The 15,028-nt window shown below is 68.4% G+C and carries 14 protein-coding genes; all 14 read left to right on the forward strand.

The annotated features are described in order from the left end of the window. Positions 1 to 36 precede the first annotated feature (36 nt). The 14 genes from lepA (at position 37) to deoC (ending at position 15,028) form a co-directional block, all read left to right on the forward strand. Positions 37 to 1,839 carry a translation elongation factor 4 gene (lepA, locus tag MSB02_RS00785; protein ID WP_267193312.1) on the forward strand — a complete coding sequence of 601 codons (1,803 nt, stop codon included), beginning with the start codon at positions 37 to 39 and terminating at the stop codon, positions 1,837 to 1,839. Positions 1,840 to 1,933: 94 nt separating this feature from the next. Next, complete coding sequence (hemW, locus tag MSB02_RS00790) at positions 1,934 to 3,121, forward strand: radical SAM family heme chaperone HemW (RefSeq protein ID WP_267194096.1); 1,188 nt, start codon at positions 1,934 to 1,936, stop codon at positions 3,119 to 3,121. Between the two features lie 97 nt (positions 3,122 to 3,218). After that, a complete protein-coding gene (hrcA, locus tag MSB02_RS00795) occupies positions 3,219 to 4,241 on the forward strand; it encodes a heat-inducible transcriptional repressor HrcA (protein ID WP_267193313.1) in 1,023 nt (340 codons plus the stop codon). 21 nt (positions 4,242 to 4,262) lie between these two features. Beyond that, positions 4,263 to 5,372 carry a J domain-containing protein gene (locus MSB02_RS00800; RefSeq protein ID WP_267193314.1) on the forward strand — a complete coding sequence of 370 codons (1,110 nt, stop codon included), beginning with the start codon at positions 4,263 to 4,265 and terminating at the stop codon, positions 5,370 to 5,372. A gap of 16 nt (positions 5,373 to 5,388) precedes the next feature. Beyond that, entirely contained in the window at positions 5,389 to 6,144 is a 756-nt protein-coding gene (locus MSB02_RS00805) for an RsmE family RNA methyltransferase (RefSeq protein ID WP_267193315.1), read from the forward strand. Further along, a complete protein-coding gene (locus MSB02_RS00810; RefSeq protein WP_267193316.1) occupies positions 6,137 to 7,423 on the forward strand; it encodes a MiaB/RimO family radical SAM methylthiotransferase in 1,287 nt (428 codons plus the stop codon). The genes MSB02_RS00805 and MSB02_RS00810 overlap by 8 nt, the downstream gene beginning before the upstream one ends. A 62-nt stretch (positions 7,424 to 7,485) precedes the next feature. After that, the gene (locus tag MSB02_RS00815) at positions 7,486 to 8,469 is read left to right on the forward strand and encodes a PhoH family protein (protein WP_267193317.1); all 984 of its coding nucleotides are present in this window, start codon (positions 7,486 to 7,488) and stop codon (positions 8,467 to 8,469) included. Then, the gene (locus tag MSB02_RS00820) at positions 8,456 to 10,585 is read left to right on the forward strand and encodes an HD family phosphohydrolase (RefSeq protein ID WP_267193318.1); all 2,130 of its coding nucleotides are present in this window, start codon (positions 8,456 to 8,458) and stop codon (positions 10,583 to 10,585) included. Before MSB02_RS00815 ends, MSB02_RS00820 begins: the two co-directional genes overlap by 14 nt. Continuing rightward, positions 10,551 to 10,994, forward strand: coding sequence for an rRNA maturation RNase YbeY (ybeY, locus tag MSB02_RS00825; protein WP_267193319.1), 444 nt, complete (start codon positions 10,551 to 10,553; stop codon positions 10,992 to 10,994). The genes MSB02_RS00820 and ybeY overlap by 35 nt, the downstream gene beginning before the upstream one ends. A gap of 3 nt (positions 10,995 to 10,997) precedes the next feature. Then, positions 10,998 to 11,702, forward strand: coding sequence for a diacylglycerol kinase (locus MSB02_RS00830; protein ID WP_267193320.1), 705 nt, complete (start codon positions 10,998 to 11,000; stop codon positions 11,700 to 11,702). Between the two features lie 25 nt (positions 11,703 to 11,727). Beyond that, positions 11,728 to 13,029 carry a hemolysin family protein gene (locus MSB02_RS00835; protein WP_267193321.1) on the forward strand — a complete coding sequence of 434 codons (1,302 nt, stop codon included), beginning with the start codon at positions 11,728 to 11,730 and terminating at the stop codon, positions 13,027 to 13,029. Next, on the forward strand, positions 13,004 to 13,435 hold the full coding sequence (gene cdd / locus MSB02_RS00840; protein ID WP_267193322.1) for a cytidine deaminase: 432 nt from the start codon (positions 13,004 to 13,006) through the stop codon (positions 13,433 to 13,435). The genes MSB02_RS00835 and cdd overlap by 26 nt, the downstream gene beginning before the upstream one ends. Continuing rightward, the gene (gene era / locus MSB02_RS00845) at positions 13,432 to 14,346 is read left to right on the forward strand and encodes a GTPase Era (protein WP_267193323.1); all 915 of its coding nucleotides are present in this window, start codon (positions 13,432 to 13,434) and stop codon (positions 14,344 to 14,346) included. The genes cdd and era overlap by 4 nt, the downstream gene beginning before the upstream one ends. Positions 14,347 to 14,350: 4 nt before the next feature. Next, positions 14,351 to 15,028: a deoxyribose-phosphate aldolase gene (gene deoC / locus MSB02_RS00850; protein ID WP_267193324.1), complete on the forward strand. Its 678-nt coding sequence runs from the start codon at positions 14,351 to 14,353 to the stop codon at positions 15,026 to 15,028.

Genomic DNA, 15,028 nt, shown 5'->3' on the forward strand with positions numbered 1-15,028 from the left:
CCAGCGGCGCTCGCACCCTGTTATCCTTACGCTCCGATGACTGACCCCACCCTCATACGGAACTTCTCCATCATCGCGCACATCGACCATGGCAAATCGACCCTGGCCGACCGCGTGCTTCAGCTCACCCACACGGTGGCCGATCGTGACATGCAGGACCAGCTGCTCGACTCGATGGACATCGAGCGCGAGCGCGGCATCACGATCAAAGCGCAGGCGGTGCGCGTGATGTACGACGCCGACGACGGGCAGACCTACCAACTGAACCTGATCGACACGCCTGGCCATGTCGACTTCACGTACGAGGTGTCGCGCTCGCTCGCTGCGTGCGAGGGCGTGCTGCTCGTGGTGGATGCCGCGCAGGGTGTGGAGGCGCAGACGGTGGCGAACGCGCTCATGGCGATGAACGCCAACCTCGAGATCATCCCGCTCATCAACAAGATCGACCTGCCTGCCGCCGATCCCGAGCGCGTACGGCACGAGATCGAAGAGGGTCTCGCCATACCGGCCGACGAAGCCGTGCTCGCGAGCGGCAAGACCGGCGAGGGCGTGAAAGAGGCGCTGGAGGCTCTGGTGCGGCTGGTGCCGCATCCCGTGGGCGACCCGGAGGCGCCGCTCAAGGCGCTGATCTTCGACTCCTACTTCGACACGTACCGTGGCGTCGTGGCGCTCGTGCGTGTCGTGGACGGCGCCATCCAGACCGGCATGAAGGTCCGGTTGATGGCCACGAGCACCGTGACTGACGTGGAAGAGGTCGGCGTCCGCCGGCCCGCGAACATCCCGGTGGAGACCCTCGGCGTGGGTGAGGTTGGTTACATCATCACCGGCCTCAAGGACCCGTCGCTGGTGAAGGTCGGCGACACGGTGACCCTCGCCAAGCACGGCGCCGAGACGCCGCTACCCGGTTACCGCGACGTGAAGCCCATGGTGTACACGGGGCTCTATCCGATCGATGGCGACCAGTATCCAGACCTGCGTGACGCGCTCGAGCGCCTCACGCTCAACGATCCCGCGCTGGTGTGGGATCCGGAGAGCAGCCACGCGCTCGGCTTCGGTTTCCGCGTGGGCTTCCTCGGCCTGCTTCACATGGAGGTGATCAAGGAGCGGCTCGAGCGTGAGTTCGGCCTCGACCTGCTCGCCACGGCGCCGAGCGTGGAGTACCACGCGTTCCTCATGAACGGGGAGACCCTGGTGGTCCACTCGCCCCAGGACATGCCCGACCCGGGCGCTCTCGAGCGCATCGAGGAGCCGTATCTCAAGGCCACGATCCTGGTCCCGCCGGAGTACGTGGGCGCCGTGATGGAGCTTGCCGATCAACGCCGCGCCTCGTTCAAGGATATGCAGTACCTCTCGGCCACCACGGTGGACCTGCACTACGAGATGCCGCTCTCCGAGTTGATCATGGACTTCTTCGACCAGCTCAAGAGCCGCACGCGCGGATACGCCAGCCTTGACTATGAGTACATCGGCTACCGCGAGAGCCAGCTGGTGAAACTCGACATCCTGCTTGCCGGCAAGCCCGTGGACGCGCTGTCGTTCATCGTGCACAAGGACAAGGCGTACGCGCGCGGACGGGTGCTCACCGAGAAGCTCCGCGAGATCATCCCGCGCCAGATGTTCGAGGTGCCCATCCAGGCCGCCATCGGCTCCAAGGTCATCAGCCGTGAGACGGTACGGGCCAAGCGCAAGGATGTCTTAGCCAAGTGCTATGGTGGCGACATCTCGCGCAAGCGCAAGCTGCTTGAGAAGCAAAAGGAAGGCAAGAAGCGCATGAAGTCGGTGGGTTCGGTGGAGGTCCCGCAAGAGGCCTTCATGGCGATCCTGAAGGTGGACGAGTAACCGGTCGTGGGATCGGCACCCATGACTTGCCGCAATGCGTGACCTGCAATGAAGCAAGGGGGAACATATGGGGGGAACATCCGGCCGTATCGCTATGCCATGGGACGATCCGCGTCCCTCACTACCGAGGCACCTCTACGTCCACGTACCGGTATGCCGGTCCAAGTGCGCGTACTGCGATTTCTACTCCCGCGCCGACCTGGGTACCGGGGACCATCCCCGGCTGGTGCGCCACACGCTGGGACTGCTGCGGGGATGGCTGATACCCGAGGTCCGTCGTGCCCCGCTGCAGACGTTGTACCTGGGCGGCGGTACCCCCACCGTACTGGGCGACGAGCTCGTGACGCTCATCAAAGGCGTGCAGGCGATGGTCCCCTTCACCGATGACATCGAGGTGACTGTGGAGGCCAACCCGGAGTCGTTGACGCCGGAGCTTGCGGAGTCGCTCGCCGACGCTGGCGTCACACGCGTGAGCGTAGGCGTGCAGTCGCTCGACGATGACGCCCTCCGGCGGTTGGACCGCCGGCATGACAGCGCATCCGCCCTGGCTGCGCTCCGCTCGGTCGCCGAGGCCGGCATGCAGCCTTCGGCCGATCTGATGTGCGGCATCCCCGGCGTGAGCGCCGATACATGGGAGCGCTCGCTCGAGGGCGTGGTGGAGGCCGGCGCGGTGCACGTGTCGGTGTATCCGCTCACGGTGGAGCAGGGGACGCCGTTGGCCGCGCGGATCGCCGCCGGTACGGCCGACGCTCCCGATGAGGACGCGGTCGTGGACGGCATGGACGCCGCCGCCCGCTCGCTCGGGACGTTCGGGTTCGAACGGTACGAGGTGGCGAACTACGCGATGCCCGGACACCGGTCGCGGCACAACACCGCCTACTGGACGGGACGCCCGTATATCGGGGTGGGTGGCGGTGCGCACGGGATGCTCGACGTGGCGCATGCGCAGGCGTGCACGCTCGCTCCCGACGATGGCCGTGACGTGGCCCGCGTCCGCTACTCATACGTGAGCGACCCGTTCCCGGGCGACCAGCCCTCGCCGCTCGCATCGCTCGAGTTGCTGACGGTGCTCGACGCCGCCCGCGAGGACGCGATGCTCGGCATGCGGATGACGGATGGTATCGATGAAGGGGTCGCGGAACGCGCCGGGGTGACTGATGTGATGCGGTCGCTTGCCGATGACGGGCTGGTGAGCCACGACGATGGCAGGTGGCGGCCGACCGCGCGTGGCTGGCTTCTCGGCAACGAGGTCTTCGGGCGCATCTGGAACGCCGGGCGCTGATCGGCGATGCAGGGCGCGTGCCCTGCCGGTTTGACCCCCGGAATCACGCGCCCTATCATCGTTTGGCACTCGGGAGGCGTGAGTGCCAGGAGGCCAGATGCTGAACGACCGCCGGCGGAGCGTGCTGTCCGCCCTTGTAGACGAATACGTGGCGAGCGTGCAGCCCGTTGGATCGAAAGTGCTCGTGCAGCGCTACGGGTTGGGCTGCAGCCCGGCCACCGTGCGATCCGAGTTGGCGGCCCTCGAAGAGACGGGGTACGTCTTCCAGCCGCACGTCTCGGCGGGCAGGATCCCCACTGACAGCGGGTACCGGGCGTATGTGGACGATGTAGTCCGGCCGCGGGTGATGGGCCTTCCGGCCCCTGAGGTCGAGCGTATCAGGCGCCACTACGAGACCGTAGAGCGTGAGCTCGGCGAGGTGTTGCACGAGACGTCCACGCTGTTGTCGCGGCTCACGTCGTACGTGGCGGTGGTGGTCGCGCCCACCCTGCGGCGCGCCCGCATCAGGCGCGTGACGCTGGTGCCGCTGTCGCTCCGCAGGGCGCTGGTGGTCGTGGTCACCGACTCGGGTCAGGTGGCCGATCGCGCCATGGAGTTCGAGGCCGATGTCACGCCCGAGGAGCTCAGCGCGGTGGAAGCGTACCTGTCAGGCACGCTCGACGGTGCGGTGGGCGCCGGCGCCGAGTCGGTCCGCGAACGCATCGGGCAGATGTCGGGTCGCGAATCGGCGATCGCGCTTAGGGCGGTCGACGAGGTGCTCGACTGCCTCGCCGAGGCGGATGCCGACCGGGTGCTGACCGGCGGTGTGTCGGCGCTGCTCGCACATCCGGAGTTCAGCGATCCGGCGATGGTGCGGCCGCTGCTGGTGTTGCTGGAGGACGGGCTGTCGATGCTGCAGGTGCTCACCGATGTGATGCGCACGCCCGACGTGGAAGTGCGCATCGGTCACGAGAACCCGTCGGTCGCGCTCGGGCATACGAGCTTCGTGGCCGCCCGCTACGGTGACGATGAGATGGGCGGTGTGGTGGGCGTGATCGGGCCCACGCGTATGGACTACCGGCGCGCGATGTCGGCGGTGAAGACGGTGTCCGACACGCTTTCCGGCGTGCTGGACGCATAAGAGGAGAAGAGAGGCTGCTACGTGGGTTCTGAGGACTACTACACGCTGCTCGGCGTGGACCGGGATGCGAGCGCGGAAGAGATCAAGCGGGCGTTCCGCAAGCGGGCACGTGAGACGCACCCCGATGTGAACGGGGGCGATGGCGCCGAGGAGACGTTCAAGCGCATAAACGAGGCGTACGAGGTGCTGTCCGATCCCGACAAGCGCGCGCGCTACGACCGCTTCGGCACCGCCGATCCGCGGGCCGGCGGCTATGGACAGGACTTCAGCGGGGACTTCTTCGGCATGGACGACCTGTTCAGCGTCTTCTTCGGTGGCGTGCGCGGCGCGGCGAACCGGCCGAACCCCAACGGGCGTGACCTTCGCACCCAGGCGAGCGTCACGTTGGAGGACGCGGGTGCGGGGGTGGAGAAGGACGTGACCGTCACGCGCCTCACCACCTGCGCCACGTGCAGCGGGTCGGGCGCTGCCGAGGGGGGCGAGGTGCGCACCTGCCCCACGTGTCACGGCACCGGTCAGCAGCGCACACAGCGGCGCACGATACTCGGCGTGATGGAGAGCATGTCGCCGTGCGGGACGTGTGGCGCAACGGGGTCTGTGATCGACAAGCCGTGTCCCGCCTGTGGCGGGCAGGGCCGCACCAACGAGACCGAGACGGTGCGGGTGAGCGTGCCGGCAGGCGTGCCCGACGGCTACACGCTGCGCATCCCCGGCAAGGGGGAAGCCGGCGTGCGAGGCGCCCGTGCTGGCGACCTGCTGGTGACGATCAGGGTGCTGCCGCACGAGTTCCTGCACCGCGAGGGCAACGACCTCCACGTGATGGCGGGCGTCAACATCGCGCAGGCGTCGCTCGGAGGGCGCATCGTGGTTCCCGGGCTCGACGGCGACGTGGAGGTGCCGTTCGGCGGCGGCGTGCACACCGGCGACGTGGTACGTGTGAAGGGCAAGGGCATGCCGCGCATGGACGGCGGCCGGGGTGACTTCATGGTGCACCTGGACGTCCTCGCTCCCAAGAAGCTCACTAAACGTCAGCGGGAGTTGCTGGAGGAGCTCGGCGAGAGCATGGGCACCGGCAGCAAGGGCGACGACCGCACGCCGCTCTCCAAGATCCGCGACTGGCTCGGCGCCTGAGCGCCGTGATGTCCCGATGACGCTGCACCGGTTCTTCATCAGCGCTCCCGTGCCTGATGGTGGCGGCGTGGTGCCGCTCTCCGCCGAGGACGTGCACCACCTGAAGGACGTGCTGCGTCTGGGGCAGGGTGACGAGATCATCGTGGTGGCCGCAGGCGAGGCCGTGCGCGTGCGCCTCGCGCACGTGGGCGAGACCGTGGAAGGCGCGCCGGTGGGCGTGGTGCCCGGCGGAGCGTCGTTCGGCGTGACGCTGGTGCAGGGCCTCGCCAAGGGCGAGAAGATGGACGCCGTGGTCCGCCAGGCCACGGAGATCGGCGTCTCACGGATCGTGCCGTTGGCGAGCGAGCGCAGCGTGGTGCGGCTCGACGAACGTCGCGCCGCGGCGCGGCTGGAGCGGTGGCGCAGGATCGCTACCGAGGCGGCGAAGCAGTCGCAGCGCGCAGGGGTGCCGGAGATCGCTCCTGTCAGCAACATCGAAGGACTGCCCGGGGAGCTCGGCGGCGCGCGCATGTTCGTGTGCTGGGAGGATGCCGAAGACGCACCGGGTATCGACGCCGCCATCACAGACGCCGCGCTCGACCCGGCCACCCCGGTAGCGGTGGTGGTGGGCCCCGAGGGCGGCTTCACCGCCGAGGAGGTGCGCGAGATGGTGGGCCGTGGCGCGGTGACCGTGTCGCTCGGCTCCACCGTGTTGCGTACCGAGACCGCAGGCGTGGTGGCCGCTGCTCTCGCGATCCACGCACGCGGCGGTCTGGGTGGGCGCGGTGAGTGAGCGCGATCAGGACGCCGCCCGCACCGTTGCGTTCGTGACGCTGGGCTGCAAGGTCAACCAGGCCGAGTCGGACGCGTTCGCCGCAGCGGTGCCCGTCGGGAGTGTGGCGCGCGATCCCGCCGAGGCCGACGTGATCGTGGTCAACACCTGCACGGTCACGGGGGAGGCCGACCACAAGGCGCGCAAGGCGGTGCGGCATGCACTGAGGCATCCCCGGCGGCCGACGGTGCTCGTCACCGGGTGCCTTGCGGCGCTCGACGCCGCGGGGCTCCAGGCGTTGGGCGACCGCGTGATCGCCGAGCCCGACAAGACTCGCGTGAGCCGGCGTGTTCGGGAGCTCACGGGCGCCGGGCGGGTGGCGACCGACGACGCCTCACCCGTCACGCGAAGGTCCCGGGTGCAGCTGAAGATCCAGGACGGCTGCGACGCCTTCTGCACCTACTGCATCGTGCCGTACGCCCGTGGCGTGCCACGTGCGGTACCGCTCGGCGAGGTCGTGGCGGAGGCCGAGCGGCTCGCCGCGTCGGGTGTGGCCGAGGTGGTGCTGACCGGCATCAACATCGGCCGATATGACGATCGCGGCGCGCGTCTGGCGGACGTGCTCAGGGCTGTTGCGGCCACCGGCATCCCGCGCGTGCGTCTTTCGAGCATCGAGCCGCGCGACGTGGACGAGACGCTCCTCGCCACCGCCGCTGAAACGCCGTCGTTCTGCCGCCATCTGCACATCGCGCTGCAGTCGGGGAGCGACAGCGTGCTGCGCCGCATGGGACGCCCGTATACGTCGGCGGAGTATCTGGGCGTGCTCGACCGCGTACGCGCGGCCCTGCCGGGTGTGGCGATCTCCACCGACGTGATCGCCGGCTTCCCGGGTGAGGACGAGCGCGAGCACGAGGAATCCCTCGCGATGGTGGAGGAAGCGGGGTTCTCACGGTTGCACGTGTTCCGGTACTCGGCGAGGGCGGGAACCCCTGCGGCCGAGATGCCCGGGCAGGTCGCTCCCGTCGAGCGCTCCCGACGGGCGGCGGAACTCCGAGAGGTGGGAGCGCGTCTTATGGGCGAGATGGCGCTCTCCTGGGCAGGCCGCGAGGCGGAGGTGCTCGTGGAGCGCGTGAGGGGCGAGGGCGAAGCGGGACCGCGCGTGGTGGAGGGCACCACCCGTGAGTACCTGCGCGTCTACGCACCGCATCCTGTAGCCTCGGCTGGCGAGCTGGTGACCGTGCGGTTACAGGCGCCGAGCGGGCCTGGCGCGGTGCCCGGCATGATAGAATCGCGCTGGTAACGGCACGTGAGGGCGCGAGAGACCGGAAGGTCTGACGAAGGGGAAGCGCAGGTACCATCAACGTGACCAATCCTACACAGGTGCGCCTGGTCGCTCCGGCAGACCTGAGCATGGTGGAACTGCTCGGCGAAGGCGACCACCTGCTGAAGATCGTGGAAGACCAGTTCGAGTCGGATATCACGGTCCGCGGCAACGAGATAACGATCACGGGGGACGCAACGGAGGCCCAGGCCGTCTCGGCGGTCTTCACCGAGTTGTTCGACCTCATCGCGGCAGGCGAGTCGCTCACGGCCGAGAGCATCGACCGGGCGATCGACATGCTCCGCCGGAGCGAGTGCAGCCCGTCGAGCATCTTCGCCGACGTGATCCTCACGCATCGCGGCAAGACCATCCGGCCCAAGACGGCCGGCCAGAAGCGCTACGTGGACGTCATCCGCGAGAGCACGGTCACCTTCGGGATCGGCCCGGCGGGCACCGGCAAGACATACCTGGCGATGGCGATGGCGGTCGATGCGTTACGCAAGAAGGAGGTCGGCCGCATCATCCTCACGCGTCCGGCGGTCGAGGCGGGCGAGAAGCTCGGCTACCTCCCGGGCACGCTCTACGAGAAGGTGGACCCGTACCTGCGGCCGCTCTACGACGCGCTCTTCGACATGATGGACATCGAGAAGTCCACCGCGCTCACCGAGCGTGGCGTCATCGAGGTGGCGCCGCTCGCGTTCATGCGCGGCCGTACGCTCAACGATTCGTTCGTCATCCTCGACGAAGCGCAGAACACCACGCCGGAGCAGATGAAGATGTTCCTTACCCGGCTCGGTTTCGGGTCGAAGATCGTGGTCACCGGCGATGTGACGCAGACAGACCTGATCGGCGGCCTTTCGGGCCTGCTCCAGGTGCGGAACATCCTCGGCGATGTGAAAGGCGTGGGATTCGTAGAGCTCGAGGCGCGTGACGTGGTGCGGCATCGTCTGGTGCAGCGTATCGTCACGGCGTACCACGACTACGAGGAGTCCCAGTGCCGTCGCGCATCTGATGACGATGCCTAGCGGCCACTTCATCAACCGGCTGCGGCGATTCTGGCCGCGGACCGGGCCGCTCTCCACGAGCGTGGGCAAGCGCGTGGTGCTTGGGATCATCGTGATCATCCTCGCGGGGATCCCGCTCGCGGTGCGTGTAGTCCCGCTCGGCCTTCAAGAGGGCAAGCCCGCTCCTCGCACGTTCCGGGCTCCGCGGTCGGTGCAGTATGTGGACGAGTCGGCCACGCAGGCGCTTCGAGAGGCCGCCGCCGACGCCGTGGGCCCGGTCTACCGCTTCGACCAGGACGCGCAGTCCGAGGCGCGGCGCGGGATCGTCGAGCTGTTCTCGGCGGTGAGCTCGGTGAGGGCGTCGTACAGCGACGACACGACGATGCAGGTGGAGGTGCTCGGGCGCGGATACGCGTCGCAGCTCGACACGGCCACGGTCAAGGCCATCGTGGCGTTGCCCGACGACTCCCTGGAGACCGCGGCGCACAACACCGAGGGCCTCGTGAGCAGCATCCTGTCGGGGCGCATCCAGGAGGGCGACCTCCAGGCCGCGCGCGACCAGCTCGCGCAGAGCGCCGACCTCATACCGTTCACGCTTGCCGAGCGCTACGTGGTCATCTCGGTGGGCAACGAGTTCATACAGCCCACCGTGACCGTGGATGAGGCCGCCACCGAACGGGCGCGCACGGAGGCGATCGAGCGGGTGGCGCCGGTGGTGACGTACGTCCAGGAAGGCGAGAACATCGTCGAGAAGGGCGACGTCGTCACCAGCCGGGACATCGAGCTCGTGCGGACGCTGGGCGGTCTCGAGCAGGGTACCGACGCCGCCTCGGTGATCGCCGGCGTCGTGCTGATGTCGGTCCTGATCGCGTTCTCGGGCTGGTACTGGGCGGCGTTCCACGAGGCGTTGTGGAGCCGCATGCGCGACCTCGTGCTCCTATCCACGCTTCTGCTCGGCATGATGTACGCCACCCGGCTCACGTCGCTGCTGGCGCCGGAGATCTCGCCGTACCTGATGCCGGTGCCGCTGGTGGGCATCCTGGGTACGCTGCTCGTCGGTCCGCGACCCGCCGTTCTCGTCACGCTGATGAGCACCGTTGCGGCGCTCCTGCTTGGTTTCGCCGGTGGGGCGCAGGCCGTTGCCGCGCTCGTGTCCAGCGTGGCCGGCATCGTGCTCACGTCGCGGTTGCGCCGCCGCTCCGACATGTTCACGGTGGGCGCGCTCGTGATGCTGGTGCTCGGCGTGGTCTCGTTCGGCGCGTCGCTCGCATCGGGCAACGAGCTCGCCGACTCGCTGGTCTCCGGCGGTTACGGCGTCATCGGCGGCCTGGTGACCGCGGTCCTGATGGTCGGCTCGCTGCCGTTCTTCGAGTCCATCTTCGGCATCAGCACCGACGTCACGCTGCTCGAGCTCGGCAGTCCCAGCCATCCGCTGCTGCGGCGGTTGATGACCGAGGCGCCGGGCACGTACTCGCACTCGGTCATGACCGCCAACCTGGCCGAGACGGCCGCGGAGGCGATGGGCGCCAATCCGCTGCTCGCTCGAGCGGGAGCGTACTTCCACGACATCGGGAAGGTCCGCCGCCCGGCGTTCTTCGTGGAGAACCAGGCGGGCGGCACGAATCCTCACGACCGCACGTCGCCGTCTCTGTCGGCACGGATCATCACGGCCCATGTGCGTGAGGGCGTGGAGCTGGCCGAGGAGTACAAGCTGCCCCAGGAGGTCGTGGACATCGTTCGCGAGCACCACGGCACCACCGTGGTGTCGTACTTCTACGACAAGGCGAGCAAGAAGGGCGGCCCCGTGGTCGAGGCCGACTACCGGTACGACGGACGCCGGCCCCACACGCCGGAAGCGGCGCTGGTGATGCTGGCCGATTCGGCCGAGGCCGCCGTGCGTACGCTGGAGGACCCCACGCCGGAGCGCATCGAGGAGATGGTCCGCCGGATCGTGCGGAACAAGATCGCCGACCGCCAGCTCGACGAGTCGGCGCTCACGCTCAAGGACATCGAGACCGCGACGATGGTCTACACACGGATGCTCTCAAGCGTCTATCATCCGCGTGTCGAGTATCCCGAGCCAGCCGAGAAGAGGGTGGAAGATGCTGGTCAGCACGGTGAGCCACAGAGAGCCTGAGCCGCTGGACCTTGGCGCGTTCGAGCGGCTCGCCCGGTTCGCGCTCACGATGGAGGGCGTGCCCGAGGGGACCGAGCTCTCGATCGCGCTCGTGGAAGAAGACGAGATGACCCGCCTCAACGTGCAGTATCGCGGGGTCGAGGGTCCCACAGACGTTCTGTCGTTCGGCTGCGACGAACCGTGCCCCACGCCGGGCGACGAGCCGATCACGCTGGGCGACGTGGTGATCGCCCCGGGTGTGGCCGAGCGCCAGGCCGAGAGTCTCGGGCACAGCGTGGAGCACGAGCTCGACGTGCTGCTCGTGCACGGCGTGCTGCATCTGCTCGGCTACGACCACGAGGCGGACGAGGACGCCGCCGTGATGGAGGGGCGCCAGTCGGCGATCCTCGACGCGTATGCCGCAGAGTAGGCGATGATGCGCAGCCGTTCGCTCCTGTGGAGCTTCAACTACGCGATCGAGGGCATCGTGTACGCGCTGCGGACGCAGCGCAACATGCGCATACACGTGGCCGCGGCGCTGCTCGTGCTCGGCGGGTCGCTGTTCTTCAGGATCTCGCGCCTCGAGTTCATCGCGGTGCTGTTCGCCATCGTCTTCGTGTTCGTGGCCGAGCTGGTCAACACCGCCGTGGAGGCGGCCGTGGACGTTGCCACGCAAAGCTTCGACCCGATCGCCAAGGTGGCCAAGGATGTGGCCGCGGGCGCCGTCTTCGTGGCGTCGGTGAACGCAGTGGTGGTGGGGTACGTGGTCTTCTTCGCGCCGATCGGAACGGCCGGCGAGTTCCTCCTTACCCGCGTGCGGCAGACCCCCACGCACGTGACCATCATCGCCCTGCTCCTCACTTCGCTCGGCGTGCTGGTGGGCAAGGCGATCACGCGCAAAGGCACGTACATGCGTGGCGGGTGGCCATCGGGGCACACCGCCACCGCGGCGGCGGCAGCCACGGCTATCGCGTATATCAGCGAGAGCGCCGGGATCGGCGCCCTCGCGGCATTCATCGCGTTCCTCGTGGGGCAGAGCCGCGTTGAGAACGGTGCGCATACCTGGCCGCAGGTGATCGTGGGCGGCGTGCTCGGCTTCCTCATCACCACGGCCGTGTTTCAGGTATCGTGGGTATGAGCCTGAGGAGGTCGGTGATACCCGTATGGTCGGCCCTGTCATTCTCGCGACCGTAGTCGCACTCGCAGCCCTCATCATCGTGTTGGCGGTCCTGTCCGCAGCGGACGCCTCGGTGCGCCTGCTCTCTCGTGCGCGTACCCGGCGCCTGGTGGATGCCGAGGTGCCCGGAGCCGCGGCGCTGGACCATCTGTCGGAGCGCCCGAGCCGCCTGGCGGCCGCGCTCGCGCTATGGCGCGCCCTGGGCTTCGCGCTCGGCACCGGGGCGGTGGCCTACGCGGCGTTCGTGATGCTGGACGACCTCACGCTGCCCGTGACCCTGGCCGTGGCCGCCATCGGCATGGTGACGGTGTTCTCGGTGGGCGAGGCGCTCCCGAGGGCGTTCGCGGTGCAGAGCCCGGAGCGTGTGGGGTTGGCGACGGCGGTCTGGGCGTCGCGCCTCACCGCCGTGTTCGCGCCTGTGGCGCGGGTGTTCGCTGCGGGATGGGTGACCGCCGCTGGTCTCATCGCCGAGGATCCGGTGCGCGACGCGTGGCTCACAGGCGATGAGTACGTGCCGGATGGCACCGACGACGAGGTGGCCGAGCGTGAGGATGCCGAGGAGGCGTTCTTCGAGGCGGTCGTGGACTTCGCGAGCACCATCGTCCGTGAGGTGATGGTGCCGAGAACCGATATGGAGTGCCTGGAAGACACCGCCACCATCGAAGAGGCGATCGCGCTGATCAGGCAGACCGGTCTCTCGCGCGTGCCCGTCTACCACGACACGCTCGACGATATCCTTGGCGTGCTGTACGCCAAGGACCTGCTCGCTTGCACCAACGGCGACACGTGCCCCGACACGATCACCCCGCTTGCGCGTGAGGCGTTCTTCGTGCCGGAGACCAAGCCCGTGGATGAGCTCCTGGTGGAGATGCGCCAACGCAAGACGCACATGGCGCTCGTGGCCGACGAGTACGGCGGCACCGCCGGGCTCGTGACGATCGAGGACCTGCTCGAGGAGATCGTGGGCGAGATCTTCGACGAGTACGATCGCGCCGAGGAGTGGGTCGTGAAGATCGGCGACGGCACCTTGCTGCTGGACGGCCGCGTGTCGGTGAGCGATTTCAACGACCTCATGGGCACCGCGATCGAGATGGAGGCCGACTCCATCGGCGGGCTGTTCGTGGAGACCGCGGGTCACATCCCCGAGGTAGGGGAGTCGATCGAGGTGGAAGGCGTCCGCATGACCGTGCGGGACGTCGAGAACAACCGCGTGCGACGGCTGTTGGTGGAGTCGCGCTCCGAACACGAAGGGGAGGCCGAGGATGCCGAAGCGCATAACCGAGGGTGACCTGGCGTTGCTGGCTTTCGCGCGCGAGGTGCAGGGACGCGCGTACGTGCCGTACTCGAACTTCCGGGTGGGCGCGGCCGTCTATGCCGGCGGCGAGATATTCCAGGGCGTGAACGTGGAGAACGCCGCTTACGGCTCCACGATCTGCGCCGAGCGAGCCGCCGCGATGGCGGCGATCACCGCCGGGTACACCGACATCGAGGCGATCGCCGTGTGCGGCGACTCCGAGTCGCCGTGCGTCCCCTGCGGCGCGTGCCGTCAGTTCCTCGCCGAGTTCGATCCCACCATGCGGGTGATCATGGGCGGCAAGACCGACGCGGTGGACGTGATGCGACTCGACGAGCTGCTGCCGGAGGCGTTCGTGCGCGGCTATCTCGACGAGGACACGGGAGAAGACGAAGAGTGACGGATCCCGGATACGAGCTCGTCCCGAGCGGGTTCGTCGCGCTGGTGGGGCGGCCCAACGCGGGCAAGAGCACGCTCGTCAACGCTCTCGTGGGCACCAAGGTGGCCATCACGTCGGACACTCCGCAGACCACACGCCACCGGCTTCGCGCGGTGATCGACCGCGACGACGCGCAGATCGTGCTGGTGGACACGCCGGGGCTGCACAAGCCGCACGACGCGCTGGGCGAGGAGGTCAACCGGTCGAGCATCCTCGCAGCGGCCGACGTGGACGTGATCGCGCTGTGCATCGACGCAACCGCGCCGGTAGGCTCCGGAGACCGGTGGGTGGCCGAGCGGGTTGCTGGGGGCAAGCGACCGGTGATCCTGGTGCTCACCAAGGCCGACGCCGCGGACGAGGCCGCGATCGAGCGGCAGTCGGAGGCCGCCCGCGCACTCGTGACCCCGGTGGCCGAGGTGGTCCTCTCGGCGAAGACCGGCTTCAATCTCGATGAGTTCCTGGAGGCGGTGGTCCCGTTGCTGCCGCAGGGACCGCGGTTCTTCCCGCGCGACATGACCACCGACCAGCCGCTGGAGGTCATGCTGGCCGAGTCGGTCCGCGAGAAGGTGCTGAGAAAGACCCGCGACGAGGTGCCGCATGCGGTGGGGGTGCTGCTCGACGACCTCGAGTACGACAAGATGCGCGATCTGCATCGCATCTCCGCCACGATCTACGTGGAGCGGGAGTCGCAGAAGGGCATCATCATCGGTAAGGGCGGCGAGATGATCCGCTCGATAGGGACCGAGGCGCGCGGCGACATGGAACGGCTGCTGGGAACGCGCGTGCACCTCGATCTCAGGGTGAAGGTCCGGAAAGACTGGCGCCGGGACGGAGCGCAGATCAAGCGCTTCGGCTACGGAGAGGGGCTGTGACGAGATGGATCGCGCAACGCTGGCGGCGGCGATAGACCAGACGCTCCTCAAGCCCACCGTGGGGTACCAGGGCGGCTCGGCGTGGATCGACGCGTCGGCGGGCGCGGGATTCGCCGCGCTGTGCGTGTCGCCGTTCCTTGTGGCGCTCGCCAGCCAGCGGCTGGCAGGCACCGCAACAGCGGTCTGCTCGGTGGTGGGATTCCCGCTCGGCTACGCCAACACCGAATCCAAGGCCGAGGAGGCCGCGCATCTCGTTGCGCTGGGGTGCGACGAGGTGGACATGGTGCTCAACATCGCCGCGCTGCTCGAAGGCGACGACCGCTTCGTGCGCGATGACATCGCCGCCGTGGTGCGCACTGTGGCGCAGGCGTCGGACGAGGCCATCGTGAAGGTCATCCTGGAGACCGGCTATCTCGAGGCCGAGGCGATCGAGCGCGCGTGCGCGCTCGCTGTGGATGCAGGCGCCCACTTCGTGAAGACCTCCACGGGATTCGGTCCGAGGGGCGCGTCGCTCGACGATGTGCGCATCATGCGCGCCGCCGTGGGGCCCGATGTGGGCGTGAAGGCCGCGGGCGGCATCCGTGACCTCGAGACCGCGCTCGAGATGCTCGAGGCGGGCGCGTCGCGGCTCGGCACGTCCTCAGGACTCGAGATCCTCGACGCGCTCGAGGCGCGCGGCTGA

This window comes from Anaerosoma tenue (assembly GCF_023161965.1).
Classification (GTDB): Bacteria; Actinomycetota; Coriobacteriia; order Anaerosomatales; family Anaerosomataceae; genus Anaerosoma; species Anaerosoma tenue.